This is a genomic window from Comamonas piscis, from assembly GCF_014109725.1.
In the GTDB taxonomy this organism is placed as follows: domain Bacteria; phylum Pseudomonadota; class Gammaproteobacteria; order Burkholderiales; family Burkholderiaceae_C; genus Comamonas; species Comamonas piscis.
In genome coordinates this window covers 1,876,971-1,894,529 of record NZ_CP058554.1, presented here as the reverse complement: position 1 = coordinate 1,894,529, position 17,559 = coordinate 1,876,971, and the positions used below count along the sequence as shown (strand labels likewise).

Annotated in this window: 14 protein-coding genes; 3 read left to right on the top strand and 11 right to left on the bottom strand. The window is 64.2% G+C overall.

The window, feature by feature from the left end:
• Positions 1-61: 61 nt before the first annotated feature.
• The 6 genes from HS961_RS08450 to HS961_RS08425 form a co-directional block, all read right to left on the bottom strand.
• On the bottom strand, positions 62-982 hold the full coding sequence (locus HS961_RS08450) for an ABC transporter permease (protein ID WP_182327276.1): 921 nt from the start codon (positions 980-982) through the stop codon (positions 62-64).
• Positions 982-2,064 (bottom strand): ABC transporter permease, encoded by a 1,083-nt coding sequence (locus HS961_RS08445; RefSeq protein ID WP_182327275.1) that lies wholly within the window; start codon positions 2,062-2,064, stop codon positions 982-984. Before HS961_RS08445 ends, HS961_RS08450 begins: the two co-directional genes overlap by 1 nt.
• Positions 2,057-3,655: an ABC transporter ATP-binding protein gene (locus HS961_RS08440; protein WP_182327274.1), complete on the bottom strand. Its 1,599-nt coding sequence runs from the start codon at positions 3,653-3,655 to the stop codon at positions 2,057-2,059. Before HS961_RS08440 ends, HS961_RS08445 begins: the two co-directional genes overlap by 8 nt.
• A gap of 62 nt (positions 3,656-3,717) precedes the next feature.
• On the bottom strand, positions 3,718-4,665 hold the full coding sequence (locus HS961_RS08435) for a LysR family transcriptional regulator (RefSeq protein WP_182327273.1): 948 nt from the start codon (positions 4,663-4,665) through the stop codon (positions 3,718-3,720).
• 107 nt (positions 4,666-4,772) lie between these two features.
• The gene (locus HS961_RS08430; protein ID WP_182327272.1) at positions 4,773-6,839 is read right to left on the bottom strand and encodes a diguanylate cyclase domain-containing protein; all 2,067 of its coding nucleotides are present in this window, start codon (positions 6,837-6,839) and stop codon (positions 4,773-4,775) included.
• 501 nt (positions 6,840-7,340) lie between these two features.
• Positions 7,341-7,958, bottom strand: coding sequence for a Crp/Fnr family transcriptional regulator (locus tag HS961_RS08425; protein WP_238347838.1), 618 nt, complete (start codon positions 7,956-7,958; stop codon positions 7,341-7,343).
• Positions 7,959-8,250: 292 nt separating this feature from the next.
• Between HS961_RS08425 and HS961_RS08420 the strand changes: the two genes are divergently transcribed.
• Positions 8,251-9,276: a porin gene (locus HS961_RS08420; protein WP_182327270.1), complete on the top strand. Its 1,026-nt coding sequence runs from the start codon at positions 8,251-8,253 to the stop codon at positions 9,274-9,276.
• Positions 9,277-9,420: 144 nt separating this feature from the next.
• Here HS961_RS08420 and HS961_RS08415 read toward each other — a convergent pair whose 3' ends face one another.
• Complete coding sequence (locus HS961_RS08415; RefSeq protein ID WP_182327269.1) at positions 9,421-9,699, bottom strand: PsiF family protein; 279 nt, start codon at positions 9,697-9,699, stop codon at positions 9,421-9,423.
• Positions 9,700-9,875: 176 nt separating this feature from the next.
• A complete protein-coding gene (locus HS961_RS08410; RefSeq protein ID WP_182327268.1) occupies positions 9,876-10,580 on the bottom strand; it encodes a YebC/PmpR family DNA-binding transcriptional regulator in 705 nt (234 codons plus the stop codon).
• 210 nt (positions 10,581-10,790) lie between these two features.
• Between HS961_RS08410 and HS961_RS08405 the strand changes: the two genes are divergently transcribed.
• Entirely contained in the window at positions 10,791-11,165 is a 375-nt protein-coding gene (locus HS961_RS08405) for a hypothetical protein (protein WP_182327267.1), read from the top strand.
• 68 nt (positions 11,166-11,233) lie between these two features.
• On the top strand, positions 11,234-12,085 hold the full coding sequence (gene murI / locus HS961_RS08400) for a glutamate racemase (RefSeq protein WP_182327266.1): 852 nt from the start codon (positions 11,234-11,236) through the stop codon (positions 12,083-12,085).
• Here murI and HS961_RS08395 read toward each other — a convergent pair.
• The 3 genes from HS961_RS08395 to HS961_RS08385 all read right to left on the bottom strand — a co-directional run bounded on the left by HS961_RS08395 (position 12,082) and on the right by HS961_RS08385 (position 17,406).
• Positions 12,082-12,630, bottom strand: a complete 549-nt coding sequence (locus tag HS961_RS08395; RefSeq protein WP_182327265.1) for a YgjP-like metallopeptidase domain-containing protein — start codon at positions 12,628-12,630, stop codon at positions 12,082-12,084. The genes murI and HS961_RS08395 overlap by 4 nt on opposite strands.
• Before the next feature lie 83 nt (positions 12,631-12,713).
• Entirely contained in the window at positions 12,714-13,343 is a 630-nt protein-coding gene (locus HS961_RS08390; RefSeq protein ID WP_182327264.1) for a DUF6806 family protein, read from the bottom strand.
• 496 nt (positions 13,344-13,839) lie between these two features.
• Positions 13,840-17,406, bottom strand: a complete 3,567-nt coding sequence (locus HS961_RS08385; protein WP_182327263.1) for a choice-of-anchor P family protein — start codon at positions 17,404-17,406, stop codon at positions 13,840-13,842.
• Positions 17,407-17,559 lie beyond the last annotated feature (153 nt).

Genomic DNA, 17,559 nt, shown 5'->3' with positions numbered 1-17,559 from the left:
TTATGAAAAATGAACGAAAGCCGGGCCGTTGTTATCGTTATGGGCGCGTGGTGACACGCGCTTATGAGCCCGGATAGAAGGGCTTGCCCAAAGAGGCAGGCATATTGGCGCGAATCCAGGTCGGATTGCGCGAGATCAGCACCAGCACCACGATGGTGGCCAGGTAAGGCAACATCGACAGCAGCTGGCTGGCCAGTTGCACGCCACTGGCCTGCAGGTGGAACTGCAGCATGGTCACCCCGCCAAACAGGTAGGCGCCCAACAGTACGCGGGCCGGCCGCCAGGTGGCAAAGGTGGTCAGCGCCAGTGCAATCCAGCCCCGGCCCGAGACCATACCTTCCACCCACAGGGGGGTGTAGACGGTCGAGATATAGGCACCGGCCAGGCCGCACATCGCGCCGCCAAACACCACCGCCATCAGGCGGATGCGGCGCACCGGGTAGCCCAGCGCATGGGCGGAGCTGGGCGATTCACCCACCGCGCGCAGCACCAGGCCGGCGCGGGTGCGGTAGAGGAACCACATCATCACCAGCACCAGCGCCATCGCGCCATACACCAGCGGGTGCAAGGTAAACAGCGCTGGGCCCAGCAGCGGGATATCGGCCAGGCCAGGGATGGCGTACTTGGGCAGGCTGGGCAGCTTGGCCTGCACATAGGACAGGCCGACAAAGGCCGAGAAGCCTGCGCCAAACAGCGACAGCGCCAGGCCCGTGGCGTACTGGTTGGTGTTGAGCCAGATCACCAGCACGCCAAAGATGGCGGCCAGTACCGCGCCCGCCAACATACCCGCGCCAAAGCCCAGCCAGGTGCTGCCGGTGTGTACCACGGTGGCAAAACCGGCAATGGCAGCGCAGAGCATCATGCCCTCGGCACCCAGGTTGACGATGCCGGCTTTCTCATTGATCAGCAGGCCCAGCGCGGCCAGCGCCAAAACAGTGCCAGCGCTCAGGGTGGCGCCCAAAAGCAGTGCATAGGATTCCATCACAGGCCTCCCTTGACTGCAGCGCGCAATGCCACCCAACGCAGGCGGTAGACCACCAAGGTGTCGCAGGCCAGCAAGGTGAACAGCAGCAGGCCCTGGAACACGCCCGTCAAGGCCTTGGGCAAGCCCAGGCGCGACTGCGCCAGCTCACCGCCGATATAGAACATGCTCATAAGAATCGCGGAGAAAACCATGCCCACCGGGTGCAGGCGACCGACAAAGGCGACGATGATGGCCGCAAAGCCATAGCCGGCAGGCACATAGGGGGTGAGCTGGCCCAGCGGGCCGGCCACTTCCAGCGCACCCGCCAGGCCAGCGGTGGCGCCCGAGATCATCAGCGCCGTCCACAGGGCCTTACGCGACGAGAACCCGGCATAGCGGGCCGCCGATGGCGCCAAACCGCCCACCTGCTGGGCCAAGCCGGCACGGGTGCGGAACAGGTAGATCCAGAGCATCGCAGCACCGGCCAGCGCAATCAGCACGCCGATGTTCATGCGCATGCCTTGCACCAACTTGGGGATTTGCGTGATCTTCTCGAAGCTCTTGGTCTGCGGGAAGTTGTAGCCCATCGGGTCCTTCCAGGGCCCGTAGACCAGGTAGCCCAGCACCAGGGTCGCAACATAAACCAGCATCAGGCTGACCAAAATCTCATTGGCATTGAAGCGGTCACGCAGCCAGGCGACGATGCCGGCCCAGACCATGCCGCCGAGCATGCCAGCCAGCAGAATCACGGGAATGATCCAGGGGCCGGTGTTCTTGTCGGCCAGCAAGGCCATGCCACCCGCAGCCACGGCGCCAATGACGAACTGGCCCTCGGCGCCAATGTTCCAGACATTGGAGCGAAAGCACACGGCCAGGCCCAGCGCAATCAGCAGCAGCGGCGTGGCCTTCATCGTCAGCTCGCCCAGCGCATAGCCGGACTTGATGGGCTCCCAGAAAAAGGCCTGCAGCCCCTTGACCGGATCCTTGCCCAACAGCACAAACAGGCCGACCCCTATCAGCACGGTGATCAGCAAAGCCAGCACCGGTGAGCCAAAGGTCCAGAAGCGCGAGGCCTGGGGGCGTTGCTCCAGCTTAAGCATGTTGGCCCCCTTGCGGCTCGACCGAGGCGGTGGCAGCAGCAGCAGCAGCAGCAGCGCCGCGCCCTTCCCACAGGCCACTCATCCATTCACCGATCAGTTGCACCGAGGCATCGGCCCGGTTCACCGAGGGGGACAGCCGCCCCTTGGCCATCACATGCAGGCGGTCGCTGATCTCAAACAATTCTTCCAACTCCTCACTGAGCACCAGGACCGCGCAGCCCGCATCGCGCAGCGCCAAAATCTCGCCCCGGATCTGCGCGGCCGCGCCCACATCCACACCCCAGGTGGGTTGCGACACGATCAGCAAGCGCGGCTTGGCATCGATCTCGCGGCCGACAATAAATTTCTGCAGGTTGCCGCCCGAGAGCGACTGCGCACTGGCATGCGGCCCACCGGCCTTGACGCCAAAGCGCGCGATGATGCCGCGCGCCATCTCGTCGAGCTGGCCCATGCGCAGCCAGCCGCCTGCTCCCAGCATCTCATTGCGCGTCAGCACCAGGTTGTGCGCCAGGCTCATGCTGGGCACAGCGCCCCGGCCCAGGCGCTCTTCCGGCACAAAATGCAGGCCCAGCGCGCGGCGCTGGCCCGGGCCCATGCGGCCCACGGGCGTGGTATCCACCATCACCATCTGCGGCTCGGCGCGGGTGTCTTCGCCCGATAGCGCATACAACAGCTCGCGCTGGCCGTTGCCCGATACCCCTGCAATGCCCACCACCTCACCAGCGCGCACCTGCAGCGCAATGCCGTCCAGGTCCATGCCAAAAGGGTCTTGCCGGGCCAAACGCAGCTGCTGCACCTGCAGTACAGCAGCGCCCACTTTGCTGGGGCGCAGCTCCAGCCGTGCAGGCTCGGCGCCAATCATCATGCGCGACAGCGATGCATTGCTGTGCTCGCGCGGATCGCATTCACCCGTCACCTGGCCGCCACGCACCACCGTGCAGGCGCTGCACAGCGCGCGGATTTCATGGAGCTTGTGGCTGATATAGAGAATGCTGCAGCCCTCAGCGGCGAGCTTGCGCAGCACCACAAACAGCTTCTCCACCGCCTGGGGCGTGAGCACCGAGGTGGGCTCATCGAGAATCAACAAGCGCGGCCGGGTCAGCAGGCCCCGGATGATCTCCACTCGCTGCATTTCGCCTACCGACAGGCTGTGTACTGGGCGCAGCGGGTCGATCTCCAAGCCATATTCACTGGCCACCTCGCTGATGCGAGCGGTCACTTGCGCCAAAGACATTTGCTTGCTTTGGCCCAGCCAGACATTCTCGGCCACGGTCAGGGTATCAAACAGGCTGAAATGCTGGAACACCATGCTGATGCCCAGCTGGCGTGCTTCCTGCGGATTGCGGATCTGTACGGGCAGACCGTCAACCAGGATCTGGCCCTCATCGGGTTTAACCGAGCCGTAGATGATCTTCATCAGGGTCGATTTACCCGCACCGTTTTCGCCCAGCACCGCGTGGATCTCACCAGCGCGTACGGTCAACGATACTTTGTTATTGGCTACAACCGCTGGGTAGCGCTTGGTGATGCCGATCAGCTGTAACCGTGGCGTGTCGCCATCGGTTGTCGGTGTCGGGGTCTGTTCTTTCATGGGCGGCAATTGTCCCTCAAATTGTTACCCGACGCGGGCATTGGGCTTGAAGATGCACGCACTCACACCGAATAAGCCACGGGGCTGCGCAACGACAGTGCAGTTTTCTTCAGGCAGGCGCGCAGCCAGATGGCAGCTTCGGAGGCATGGCTGCGGGCATGCCAGAGCAGGTAATAGTCCAGTGCCGGCAGCTTGAGCGGGCATTCCAGAATGGTCAGCGCATGCTTGTCGACAAAGCGCTCGCAGAACTGGCGCCCGGTGGTCAGCACAAGCAAACTCGATGCCACCATCCCCGGGATGGCACTGAAATGCGCGCAGCGCGCCATGATGCGCCGCTCCACCCCCAGCGCATCCAACCGCGCGTCAATGATGCCGCGCGCGCCCGGGTGGGTGGGAGTCGGGGCAATGTGCTCAGCCTGCAGCCAGGCCTCCACATCCCAGCCCCTCCGCACTGCCGGGTGCCGCTGGCTGACCAGGCTGACCACTTCGTCGCTCATCAGGCTGGTCATGTGCAGGTCGCCGGTCGGCTGCAGCCAGTTGCCGACCACCACATCGATATCGCCCTGGGCGAGTTGCGCATGGTAATGGGTCTCGGACGACAGCGGGTATATCTCCACCACGCAAAGCGGCGCCTCGGACTTGATGCGGGTCACCAGCGCGGGCAAGAACAGCGGATCAAAGTAATCGCTCGCCGCAATGCGGAAGGTGCGGGTCGCTGTCTGCGGGTCAAAATCGCGGGCATCGCTGAACAGGCCTTCGGCCGCGCGCAAGATGGCTGCCGCGGGCTCGACCATGCGCTGGCCCTTGTCCGTGGGCATCATGGCCGCGCCCGAGCGCACCAACAAGGGGTCGCCGGCCAGATCGCGCAGACGCTTGAGCGCTGCCGACACCGCCGGCTGGTACATGCCCAGGCGCAAGGCCGCCCGCGAGACGCTGCGCTCGGTCAGCACCGTGTGCAGCACCCGGATCAGGTGCAGGTCAATCTTGTCAAACAGGGCTTGGTCGCGCATGCGAGTGTTTTGAATGAAGACATTCAAGCTTAGCAGTTGCCACCTACAGGCCGTCCCGGTTCTTACCCCAAGCTGTTCACGTTGCTCCTTGCGCTGCCGACCAGCACTCAGGCCACCTTGGCCTCACGCCAGCAGGCGCGGTTGCCGCCCTGGCGCTTGGCGCTGTAGCTGGCCATGTCGGCGGCACGCACCACCTGCAGGGCATCGGCAAACGTGGCATCCATCTGCAGCAGTCCGATGCTGACGGTGACCACAAAATGCTTGCTACGCAGCTGGGGCTGCCAGTTCTGCAAGGTGTCGCAGAGTTGCGCGGCCAGCTCATGGGCCTTTTCCGGGCTGCACTGGCGCAGCACCAGCGCAAACTTGTCGCCTGCCACCCGCGCCGCATAGCCCTGGAAAGGCTGCAGCAGTTGCAGCTGGCGCGCCACATGCTGCAGTACCAGATCGCCCTGCGCATGGCCGGCCAGCGCATTGATGGCCGACATATTGTCGACATTCACATAGAACAGCACCGGCGCGCTGGGCGAGGACTGGTCCAGCCCCTCGCGCCGGGCTTGCAGCAAGGCGGTCAGGTGCAGCAGCAGCGCTTCGTAATTGGGCAACAAGGTGAGCTTGTCCATGCGGCTGGGCGACAGCGCTGCAACCCGGGCTTGGCCGGCGCGCACAAAGCACCAGCGCAGGTTGGGGCCGGCGTCCGCAATATTCACCAGGTGCAGGCTGACGGTGACCGGCGCGCCCGACTGGTGGCGCAGCACCACGCTGGTCTCGGCGCTGCCCTGGCGCTCCAGATCCGGGGCCAGTTGCTCCCAGGCCTGGTCAAAATCCTGGTCGGCCATGGCCAACATGCGCACCGGCTGGCCCTGCAGATCCTGGCGGCTGTAGCCCAGCAAATGCGCCAGCGCCTGCGAGACCTGCTGGATCTGGTCCCCCTCCAGCAGCAAAAACGAAAAGCGCGCATGCGCCAGCACACTCTCAGACAATTGCTGCTGCTGGCGCAGCTGCTCGGCGAGCGATTCGCGCTGCTGACCCAGCTCTTGCAGGTGCATGCCCATGCGGTCGATCTCGTCGGGCGGCGGGCCGCTGGCCGGGTCGGCCGCCTGAACCGGCCCCGAGGCCAACGCCAGCACCGGTGCCGGGGCCAGCGGCAGCGGCGTCTGCGCCACCAACTGTTTAAAGCGACGGCTATGCGTCCAGAGCCACAGCCAGGTCAGGGCCGCCAGCGCCAAGGGCATCAGCAGTAGCCACCACCAACTGCGCCATTGGCGTCCCCAGCTTTGCAGGCTCTGCTCATGGGGCATCACCCGCACCACCAGCCAGCGGGCGGCAGGCATCTGCGCCACGCTCACCAGGTGGGGCGCCAGCCACCAGGACTGCGCTGGCTGGGCGCCGCCGCTGGCGCTTCGCTCCTGCCAGCGCTGCAGCACTTGGGCCAGCAAACTATCGTCTTCGGTCGTGCCCAGAATGCGGGCGGGGTCGGGGTGGGAAATCAGAACTCCGCCAGCGGTCATCAGCACCAGTTGCCCGCTGTTGGGCGGCGTGGTGGCCAGCGATACCGGCAGCAGGCTCTGTGACTGCAGGCGCAGCACGCCGGCCATCGCGCCCCGCACGGTGCCCTGCTTGTCGCGCAGTGGAATGCCCAGCGCAATGCTGGGCCCGCCCGGCGCACTTCTGAAGGGCTCGGACACGAGCGGCTTGCCATCCACCATCACCCGGCGCAGCAAATCCCGCTCCGTCGGCTCGACCGCCTCATCGCCCTCGCCCGGATCGCGCACATGGCGCCTGAAGACCTGGCTGCCGCGTGCAAACACCAGGCTGTCAAAGTAGCGTGTGGCCGCCACGCCCTGGTCCAACAGCGGTGGGTCTTGCGATGCCGGGCCTTGCACCCAGGGCGCCGCCGCTTCGGCCAGCGCGCCCAGCACTTTCTGGCTTTGCTCCAGTTTGCTGCCCATCATCCGGGCCAGCATCTCGGTCTCGTCGGCCTGCTGGGCTGACAGTTGGCTGATCACCGTCTGCTGGCTGGCATGGATCGCCAACCATTGCACCACGGCCGTGCCCAGCAGCACCATCAGCGGCACCACCACCCAGAGCCGCCACAGCCAGGGTCCGGCCGTATCACGCAGGTCGTCTACCGGAGGCGGAGAATCCGGCTGCCAATGCACCTGCCTGCCATCCATGCCGGGCTACCTGGCCAGCATGGCCCGGAGGCAGGCGCCGCCACGGGGATAGCAAATCATAGTATTTGGCATGTGGCACATCCTTTCAGGTGCGCACATCTTGGCGGTTTAGTCCCGGAGCCGGTATCGGGACAAAGCCGGACGGAGGAAACCCGCGTTACAAATGGCGGGCTAGGGATGCTCTGCAAGACCCTCGCCAAGCGGGATGGACGCGGATCGGGATGAGCCGCAAGGCGTCTTTTGCAGTCAATAGCGGTAGCTATTGACAAGGAAGACAACGCAGCGGATCGCCCGAGTCCGCGTTCAGACCACGGCAGGGAGTTTTGCAGAGGGTCCCTGGGGATGCTCTGCAAAACCCTCGCCAAGCGGGATGGACGCGGATCGGGATGAGCCGCAAGGCGTCTTTTGCAGTCAATAGCCGTAGCTATTGACAAGGAAGACAACGCAGCGGATCGCCCGAGTCCGCATTCAGACCACGGCAGGGAGTTTTGCAGAGGGTCCCTAGGCCTTGGCCAGCTGGCGCAAGGATTCGGGCTGCGGCAGCCAGAGGTTCTTGCCCAGGCCGTCGAGCAGGCCCTGGTCGCGCAGCTGGCGCAGCACGCGCGATAGCGTCTCAGGCGCAATGCCCAGGTGTGCAGCAATCTGCCGCTTGGATTGCGCCAGCTGCACCCGCAGGCCCTGGTCGCCCGGCTCGGCATGCTGCAGCAGCCACTGCGCGCAGCGCGCCACTGCATCCTGCGCCACCCGGCTGACGGCCAGCGCTGCCTGCTGGCAGTAGCCCTGGGCCATGCTGGTAACCAGTCCCTGGGCTTCGGCCGGCCATCGCTGCAAATAGTTGCGCAGATGGCCCACCGGTACGGCGCGCCATTGCACGGGCGTCTGCGCCACCATGTCTACTGCACAGGGCTGATCGGCCAGCGCGGGGGCCGCATCCAGCCAGCAAGGCCCCTCCATGATGCCCAGCAGATGGCGCATACGCCCCTCCTCCTGGACACCAAAGGCAACGGAGCCCCGCTCCAGGTACAGCGCCTCTTGCAGCGGCTGGTGGCGCTGGCGCAGCAGGGCACCAGCGCTGGCGCTGGTCAGGGCAAATTCATCCAGGCGGAGTGAGTCAGGCATGGTCCGCACTGTGCCGCGATTGCGCGCTGCACACATTGAGCTACATCAATGTTGGACAGCAATCGGTCGCAGCATCCTGGCTGCTTCCACGCTCTACCCGCCGCCCTAACCAGCCAACAGCGCCCAAGCCCACCCAAAACCGTATAGGCCCGATATGCGGCGTACACACCACACCTCGGGTCTTTACCAGCGGTTTTTTCGGCTTTTGGCACACATATTGCTCAGAGCGGTCGGCACTGACTTCACAATTCACCGCTATCACAAATTCACACGCTTGTAACAAAGGAATGCCATGAACAACAACAAACTGCTCGCCCTCGCCGTGATGGCAGCCTGCGCCTCTGCAGCGCAGGCCCAGTCATCGGTCACCGCCACCGGCTTGGTCGATATGTATATCGGCTCGATGAAAGCCCCCGGCGATGACGGCCGCACCACTACCTTGGGCAGCGGTGGCATGACCACCTCCTGGTTCGGCTTCAAAGGCACGGAAGACCTGGGCGGCGGCCTCAAGGCCAGCTTTTTGCTGACCAGCTTCATGCGCGCCGACACTGGCACGCCCGGCCGCTTCACTGGCGACGTTTTCTGGTCGCGCGATGCGCTGGTGTCGCTGTCCGGCGATTTTGGTGCCGTGACCCTGGGCCGCACCGTGGCGCCGAACTTCGTGCCGTCGATCTCGATGAACCCCTTTGGTGATTCCTTCACCTTCTCGCCCCTGGTGCTGCACCAAAACGTGTCGCTGTTCAACAAGAGCGGCTGGCAGAGCAGCAACCCCTCCGACACCGGTTGGAGCAACCAGGTGATCTACAGCACGCCCAAGGTCGGCGGCTTCAGCGGCAACCTGCACTACCAGTTTGGCGAGCAAGCTGGCCAAGGCGGCAAGAACAACATCGGTCTGAATGCCACTTACGCCAACGGGCCTTTCGCCATCACCGGCTTCTATGAAGACGTGGACATGAGCAACCCCGTGCCAGCGGTACTGGCTGAGAACCACCGCAACTGGATGCTCGGCAGCAGCTATGACGCAGGTTTTGTGAAGGCCTATGCCACCTACGGCCAGACGACCGGCAAGGACACCGACTTCAAGATCAAGACCGCCAGCCTGGGCGCCACCGTGCCGCTGGGCGCCACCAGCCGCATCCTTGCCGGTTGGGCGCACAGCAAGCTGCAAGACAGCAATGCCAAGCGCGACACCGTCTCCGTCGGCTACAACTACGACTTCTCCAAGCGCACCGATGGCTATGCCATCGTGATGTACGACAAGGTCAAGGACTTTGGCAACGGCACCAGCTTTGGCGTCGGTATCCGCCACCGCTTCTAATCGAAACGCGTAGGGACCTGTGGCGCCCACCGGGCGCACCACGCAAAACGCAAAACGCAAAACGCCAAGCATGTCCGCATGCTTGGCGTTTTTTATGGCCGGTTCGGCAGACCCGGCGCTCGCGCGCCGAATCGTCAAGGCTGCTTACTTCTTCAGGCACTCACTCATGAACGCCTTGCGCTCGTCGCCCTTCTTGCCCGTCGCATCGACGTTGCAGGTCTTCATGCGTTCTTGCTGGCGCTTGCGGCCGTCGGACAGGCAGCTGGACATATAGGCCTTGCGGTCATCGCCCTTGAGCTCCTTGGTCTTGGCCTCAGTGTTGCAGGTGCCCATCAGCTGTTGCTGGGCGGTAGGGGCCTTGTCGGCGGCCAATGCAAACTGGGATGCCAGCGCGATGCTGGCAAGGACGATGAGTTTTTTCATGGTATGGGCTCTTATCTAAACTACGCCGACGACCAGCGCAAGCGAATTTCTGCATATCTGGCCTGGCCTGTCAATGGGCAAATGATGAAGAAGCGCAAACTGCCTACGCAGCTTGGCCTCCCGCCCATGAAAAAACGGCCTGATCGGCCGTTTGGGGTGGGGTTGCCGGGCGTTGCTCAGTCCACCAGGCCGACATAGATGTTCTGCACATCGTCGTCGTTTTCGAGGCCGGCCAAAAAGGCTTGCACCTCTTCTTGCGCTTCAGCCGGCAGACTGCCCATGCTGATGGGGGTCTTGGCCTTGTAACCCAGCTTGGCCGACAGCACCTTGATGCCCTGCTCCGGCAAGGCCTTGCTGACCGTATCGAGGTCGGTGGGCTCGGTGATGAACAGGGTCACGCCCTCTTCTTCGCCAGGCTCAAAGTCCTGCGCACCGGCTTCGATCGCGGCCAGCTCCACATCGGCACCGTTTTCTGGCTCGCCCTCAACCATGCCCACATGGTCAAAATCCCAGGCCACTGCTGTCAGCTGGCCCTTGCGGAAGCAGACGCGCATATTGGGTGCCGTGCGGTTGGGGTTATCGGTCAGGCATTCGACCATCACCGGCACGCGGTGGGGTGCATAGCCTTCGAACAGCACGGTCGAATAGTTCACGGCATCAGCGCCAGCGCCCGAGCCCTTCTTGATCGCGCGCTCCAAGGTGTCCTTGGGCATCGATGCCTTGCGGGCGGCTTCGACGGCCATGCGCAGGCGCGAGTTGCTGCCCACATCACCGCCACCCAGCCGTGCTGCCACCGTGATTTCCTTGACCAATTTGCCAAAGAGTTTTCCTTTGGCATCGGCGACCAGCGCCTTGCCCTTTGCTTTCCATTGCGCGCCCATGGCTGCATTTTCCTTGTTGTTGGTTGGGCAGCAGCGGTCGCTGCTGGCAACAATGCCGGGCAAAGCCCAGATTGACAGGGCAAATTTATACACCGCCGCCCAAGGCAATGCGCCGCATAAGGGGAAATCTGTGCCAAAAACCTGGGGCATCGGCACCGCAATCCAAGCGCTACAGCGCATGCCGCCAGCATTCGCGGGCACAATACCGCCATGCTTTTTTTGCAGCGACTTTGGCCATGGATCAAGGCCCAGCGCAGCCCCTTGCTTTGGAGCGCGGGCGGCCTGGTTCTGTCCTTTGTCTCGCTGGGCCTGCCCGGCTTTGCCAGCTACGCACTGGCCGAACAGCTCTTCATCTGGGCCGGTGATGGTGCTCTGCTGAAAGCCATCCCTGGTGACAGCCTCTGGCCCATCCTCATCTCGGCCAGCTTTTTGCAGGCCTTGCTGATAACGCCGATGCACTGCCTGCTGCGGCGCTGCTGGCCCCATTGGCCGCGCTGGCCCCATGTGCTGGGCGTGGCGCTCGGCGTCTGGCTGGTCAGCATTGTCTGCACCTGCCTGATGCTGCTGGCCGCAGTCGATGCATAAAACCTGCAGCCTGCCTACAATCCTCTCGCCCGCTGTTTTTTCAAAAGCCCTCACCTCTGCACGTTCCCATGCCCAGCCCCCTCTCCCCCATTGGTGTTTTTGACAGCGGTATTGGCGGCCTGAGCGTGCTGCAGGCGCTGCGCGATGTGCTGCCCCATGAGCAGTTTGTCTACTTCGCCGACAGCGGCAACGCCCCCTACGGCGAGCGGGGCGACGCCTTTGTGCAGCAGCGCTGCGCCCACATCACCCAGCAGATGCGTGAGCGCCACGGCATCAAGGCCCTGGTCATTGCCTGCAACACAGCCACGGCCGCCGCGATTGAAGGCCTGCGCGAGCAGCACCCGGGCCTGCCGATCATCGGGGTGGAACCGGCCCTCAAGCCGGCGGCCCAGCACAGCCAGACCCATGTGGTGGGCGTGATCGCCACCCAGGGTACCGTGAACAGCAGCCGCTTTGCCGCCTTGCAGGCAGCGCATGCCACCGAGACCCGCTTTGTGGTGCAGGCCTGCAATGGGCTGGCGCGCGCGATTGAAGACAGCACCCGACCCGGGCGCGATGCAGCCGCCGATGCTGCGCATATCCAGGGCCTGTGCCAAACCTACCTGGCAGCCATGGGTGCCTTTGGCCCACAGCCAGACCAGATCGACACTCTGGTGCTGGGCTGCACCCACTATATTTTTGTGGCCGATACCTTGCGCGCCCTAGTCGGCGACCAGGTCAGCCTGCTGGACACCGCCACGCCGGTCGCCCGCCGCACCTACAGCCTGCTGCATGCCACCGGCATGCTGCGCAAGCCAGCGCAGGCGCCCGGCGCTGACGAGGCCTGCCGCCTGTCGACGACCGGTGAGCTGAAGGCGCTGCAGTACGCCGCTGCGCAGTGGCTGGGGCTGGCGCCGCAGCTCTGCCACGCTGCTGATTAGCTAGCGGCGTCCGCCGCATCGCCGGCGACCTGCCACAGCCGGTGGCCGCCCTGGTCCAGCCAGGTCAGGTAGAGCCGCACTTCCAGCTCCAGCTGGTGGTAGCTTGGCTCCATGTATTCGCAGAGTTGGTAGAAGGCCTTGTTGTGGTCCGACTCGCGCAGGTGCGCCAGCTCATGCACGGCAATCATGCGCAGAAAGGACTCGGGTGCGTGCTTGAACAGGCTGCCAATGCGGATCTCGTGGCGAGACTGGGTCTTGCCGCCGTGGTTCTTGCCCGTGCGCACATGGATGCCCAGCGCCTGGTAGACCAGCTGCAGCTTGCTGTCATACACCACCTTGGCCAAGCCCGCGCTGTTGCGCATGTGCTCGCCCTTGAGGCCCATTACATAGGCATGCAAGGCCTTGTCCGAGCGCATCTGGTGGGCCTGCGGATGGCGCTGCAGCAGCCACTGGCCCAGCTTGCCCGATTGCAACAGGCTGCCAGCCTGCTGCTGCAAGCTGGTGGAGTAGGACTGCAGGTAAGGAAGCAAGACGGGGGTGGACATGGGCAAGACCAATAACAAAGGCAGCACTGCGGCTGCCTTGGGGATAAAAACCTTGCTGCGCCTGGGAGGGCGCTGGCGAGAGATCAGTGCAGGTGGCGTGGGCGGCGTCCGCCACCGCCATGGCCGCCACCGGGGCCGCCAGTGCCACGCGGGGGCTTGCCGATCTCCAGCGAATCCACCAGGGCATCAAAGCGCTGGCTGAACAGCTTGTCGATCTCGGCCACCACACCGACCAGTTCGCCAGCGTCAAAGTGGCGCTCCATCGTGCTCACCACATCCTGCACCAGCATATCGCGCTGTACCTGCATGATGGCTGCAGGCGTCGGGCCTACAAACAGCATCATGAAGTCGTCGCGCGACTCCGCGCCGCGGTCCTGCTCCTCGTCGTCGAATTCGGCGTCGTAGAAGGTGATCTCGATGGCCGAACCCTGGTCGGCCAGCTCGTTGAGGTTCATGCACATGTCGTCCAGCGACTGGCGGAAATCATCATCGCCGCGCACTGTCCAGCACATCTGCAGCATATGGTCCTTGGGCTCGAACAGAATGCCGGGCTCTTCCTCGTAAGCGCTCTCCGAGCCATCGACCAGCGACTTGGCGCCCGCATAGGCCCACAGCGGCTTCAAGGCTTCTTGCAGCTGGTCAAAGCCGACATCGGCACGCAGCTGCACTTGTCCGTGGACATGGATCTCAAAGGGTGGGTTGTAACTGGGCATGTTCTGTACCTTCCAAAATGGGGGCTGCCCGCCGATGCTTGCAACCCCACGCCTGATGACACGGCACGCCGCATCGCCTTCACAAGGCGCCAACACCCGCCTGCACATTCATCATCTGCAAGGCCTGTGCCAGCGACTCTCCTTGCGCCACCCACCCGAGCGGCGCAGTATCCACAATATCGGACATTGTGCCCGGTTTGTCGACCACAGACGAAGAAAAAGCCAGCAGGATGCCTGCTGGCTGACGCGCGACCTCTGTGCCCCCAAGGGCCCAAGCTGTAAAACGGTCTCCATCGCTGCCAGCCTGCTTCGCAAAGCCGGGCCAGCGTCTGTGGCGCGGGCAATAAAAAACAACGGTTTGCAGATGTTTTCTGCGAAACCGTTGCTCTGTAGTGCATGGCGCCCGGGCATTTTAACAGTTCCTCGCCGGGGCCTCGCGCTGCAAGGTCAGAGGCCACCGCCGCGCCGGGTCCGGCGCGCGGTGGCAGCCCCAACCTCAGTCGCCCGCCTGCACCATCTCGCCATTCGGGTCGGTCACCCGCACCACGGTGATGGCCGGTGCATCTTCCGCATCCCCGACGATGCCGGTGCTGGCGCCGTAGAAACCGGCGACGAAACGGAACACCGGAGATCCAGAAGGCGCGGTGCAGCGGAAGTTGAACTGGCGCAGCACCTCCGCGACACAGACATAGCCCGAGTCGGTATCGATCACCGAGTTCTCATCCCGGGTCTGGAAGCGGAAGTTCCGGCTGGGCATCGCATCCGTGGAGGACAGCAGCACCCAGGATCCACGCAGCGACTGGGCCGAGGCCTTGTTCACGCCGTAGTAGAAGCGCTCGATCTGCAGCGCTTGCTCGCCGGGGAAGGCCAGCGTTCCCACCGAAGGCGCAGCGAAGTGGATGGCCTTGGTCAGACCGGCATCGGCCTTGAAGCTGGCGATGGCAGCCGGGCCACCAAAGTAGCGCCCGCCCTGGTACTGCACGGTGGGCAGATCCGGCGTGTTGGGCTCTGGCGTCGTCGATGCATCATGGGCGCCGAGCAGGCTATGGAAGGTGCCCTGGCCGTCAGCCTCGTAGTTGTATACCGACATGAACAGCATATGGTCCTCGCTGTTGGTCGGCTTCTGCAGCTCGATCGAAATACCCCGGCCCGGCAGGCCGCGCAGTTCGCTGCTGACCACCCAGGTGCCCGACTCTGGGGCATAGCCTGGCGCGTAGTAGCTGGTACGCACATTCTGGTTGTTCTGCAGTGTGTAGGCCGCGCGTCCGACACGGAAGCCCACCAGGCGCCGGGCCTCGTCACCGCCCTCGCGCACCGTGCCGCTCAGCTGGTCCACACCGCGCTGCAAGGTAAGCGCCACCACAGCCCCACCGCCTGCGCCACCCTGCCGGTTGCCCGCGCAGTTGAACTGCAGACCGCTGCCGCTGTAGCTGCACTGCGCCACCACATGGCCGGACAAGGTACCGCCAAAGCCATGCACAGCCGTCGCCACGGTGGGCGGGTAAGGCCAGGTCAGCGCAGCAGTGGCCCAATCCTCGCTCATAGCCACCTGTCCGCTGTTGCCGATATCTGCCCACCAGCTGCGCACTGGTTGGTTATTGCTGTTGAACTCCACCATGGCCCAGCGATCGACAAAGGCCGCGTCGGAGAAGACACCGACAGGCGTGCCCTCGTAGTCGTAGCGCTGCATAGGCTTGGCCGCTTCTCCGGGGAACTGGATCGTGCCCGTACTGCGGCTGCTGAAGGTGATCACCACATTGCCGGGGCTGCCCGCCTCATGGCCATCGCGCTGCTCGCTGCCAAAGAAGCGCCCGCCTTCGTAGAAGTACAGCGGAGCGGTCACCGTGTTGTTGTTCAGCGTACCCAAGGCCGTGTGGAAGGTGGGTGCACCCGATTGGCGGTAGTTGTAGACCTGCATGAACAGCACGCCGTCCTGGACATCGATGCCCATGCCGCGGCCTGGCTCACCATTGAGCTCTTCCGTGATGATCCAGGTGCCGCTCTGGGGCGCGATCAGGCCGGTGGGCAGCTCGCCAGTAGCATCCGAGGTCTTGGTCACTTCGCGGGTACTGCTGCCGGTGTTGCCTGCCTCATCGGTTTGCGATGCCGTCACCGTGACAGGCCCCTTGGGCAAGGCGCCCACCTGCATGCCAGGCGCCGTCCAGTTGCCGTTGACGCAGGCCACCGTCACCCGGATGGATCCCACGCTCACCGTGACCGGGCCGTCGCCACTGGTGCAGGTTCCTGCGGGGCTGTAGGCGTCCTGGTTGGAGGTATCGATGGTCGGCGCAGTGCTGATCGACACCGCAGGCCCGGTCGTATCCTTGACCGTGTTCAGCGAGCCGGAGATGACCGTGCCAGCCACGGTCTGCGAAGCCTTCACCAGCACGGTGCCTTCCGGCAGGCCGCGCACATCGACGCCGCTCAGTACCCAGGCACCACCGTTGCAGGCCACCGTATTGCTGATGCTGCCAATGGCCACCGTCACCATGCCATCGGCCGCGCTGCAGGCGCCAGAGACGCCGCCATAGCTGCCCTGGTTACCGCTGTTGATGCGCGGCGCCACCAGCACCGTCACCGCGGCAGCGCTGCTGTCTTTGCTGGTCGTGCGGCTGGCATTGCCGGTATTGCCCGCGGCATCGGTCTGCATCGCCGTCACCGTGACCGAGCCGGCCGGCAGCCCACTGACATCCAGGCCTGATGCCGACCAGATACCGCTGTTGCAGACTGGCGAGGGCACAGCGGCGACACTGCCCACCCGCACCGTGACGGCTGCGCCGCCTTCCGAGCAACTGCCTGCCACGCCATACGATGATTGGTTGCCCGCATTGATCACTGGTGCCGAGGTAATCGCCACCGCAGGGGCAGTCGCATCCTTGGCCGTTACCAGGCTGCCCGATCCCGTCTGACCGCCGACAGTCTGCGAGGCCGTCACCGTCACCGCACCATCGGGCAGACCGCTGACATTGATGCCCGAGGCTGACCAGATGCCAGCACTGCAGAGCGCCGATGTGGACACCGATCCCAGCGTCACGGCCACTGCTTCAGCATTGGCCGAGCAGGTGCCCGACACGCTGTACGAAGCCTGGTTGGCCACCGTGATCTGCGGAGCCGTGACCACGGCCACCACCGGCTGCTGAGGTACCGATCCGGAATTCTTGGTGGTCGACTGGCTCGCCGAGCTGGTCTGCCCGGACGCCGTCTGCATCGCGGTGATCGTCACCGTTCCATCCGGCAGACCTTGGGCATTCACCGTGCCGGTGTAGGTACCAGCAGCCGTACAGGGCAGTGACTGACCCACGCCTGCAGGGTTGGAGCTGATGGCCACATTGCCGCTGCCAGCGCTGCAGCTGCCGCTGATCGGCACGGACGACTGGTTGCCCGCATTGATCGGTGGCAAGGGATTCAAGCTCACCGTGGGCTTGCAATCGGGCATCGACGCGGTGGAATTGCCCACGATCACCGAGGCATTCAGCAAGGGAATCGTCAGCGCCTTGGCCACCAACTCGATCCGCAACGCAGTCACGCTCATCGACGTGCCGCTTTGGCTTTGCTCATTGGTGTAGAGCTTGACGCCGACCTCCGTGCCCAAGCCAGGTACATTGATGGTCAGATTGACCAGGCCGTTGACTGAAGCACTGACGCCGCTCAGCGACCCGGTGCCGCCAAGAATCTGTGCGTCCCCAGAGCCTTGTGGCGTGCCGTTGACGCAGGCCATGCGCGCTTGCGAGCTGATGGTATTGGCGCCCAGCGCCAGACCTGCCAAACTCAGGTTCAAGCCATCGACGGAGGTGCTGGACACCACGCTGTTCTGCGCAAGATTGCTCTGGGTGGAGGAGTTGATGACACCCGTCGCCACACTCAGAAGATTGACCCCTGCGGTCACCCCCACGCTCGCCACAGAAACGGGCATGTTGAAATCAGGTGGTGCAGCCTGCTGCCCCGTATCGGCCGCCGGGATATTCAGTCCCGCGCCCGCCACATTGGCAGTGACCTCCAGGCCATAGGCCCGGCCGGTTCCGGAGGAAGCGGCAAAGGCGGTGGAACTGCAGACGAGGGCCAAGCTCGCAAGCCCCCCGTACAGCAGACGACAGATGGATCTCTTTGCACCAAGCGGGTTCATAGCGTCTCCTTCTGCACCGCGCAAAGACGCCAGGGTTTGGTGTGATCCATTCAGACCCTACCAACCGGCGGTCAAGGACAGGTGCCGCTGATT

Coding starts and splice junctions, on each gene's coding strand:
- HS961_RS08420 (WP_182327270.1), top strand. CDS start 8,251: ATGAACAACAACAAACTGCTCGCCCTCGCCGTGATGGCAGCCTGCGCC.
- HS961_RS08435 (WP_182327273.1), bottom strand. CDS start 4,665: ATGCGCGACCAAGCCCTGTTTGACAAGATTGACCTGCACCTGATCCGG.
- HS961_RS08390 (WP_182327264.1), bottom strand. CDS start 13,343: ATGCCCAGTTACAACCCACCCTTTGAGATCCATGTCCACGGACAAGTG.
- HS961_RS08450 (WP_182327276.1), bottom strand. CDS start 982: ATGGAATCCTATGCACTGCTTTTGGGCGCCACCCTGAGCGCTGGCACT.
- HS961_RS08445 (WP_182327275.1), bottom strand. CDS start 2,064: ATGCTTAAGCTGGAGCAACGCCCCCAGGCCTCGCGCTTCTGGACCTTT.
- HS961_RS08405 (WP_182327267.1), top strand. CDS start 10,791: ATGCTTTTTTTGCAGCGACTTTGGCCATGGATCAAGGCCCAGCGCAGC.
- HS961_RS08440 (WP_182327274.1), bottom strand. CDS start 3,655: ATGAAAGAACAGACCCCGACACCGACAACCGATGGCGACACGCCACGG.
- HS961_RS08410 (WP_182327268.1), bottom strand. CDS start 10,580: ATGGGCGCGCAATGGAAAGCAAAGGGCAAGGCGCTGGTCGCCGATGCC.
- HS961_RS08430 (WP_182327272.1), bottom strand. CDS start 6,839: ATGGATGGCAGGCAGGTGCATTGGCAGCCGGATTCTCCGCCTCCGGTA.
- HS961_RS08415 (WP_182327269.1), bottom strand. CDS start 9,699: ATGAAAAAACTCATCGTCCTTGCCAGCATCGCGCTGGCATCCCAGTTT.
- HS961_RS08425 (WP_238347838.1), bottom strand. CDS start 7,958: ATGCCTGACTCACTCCGCCTGGATGAATTTGCCCTGACCAGCGCCAGC.
- murI (WP_182327266.1), top strand. CDS start 11,234: ATGCCCAGCCCCCTCTCCCCCATTGGTGTTTTTGACAGCGGTATTGGC.
- HS961_RS08395 (WP_182327265.1), bottom strand. CDS start 12,630: ATGTCCACCCCCGTCTTGCTTCCTTACCTGCAGTCCTACTCCACCAGC.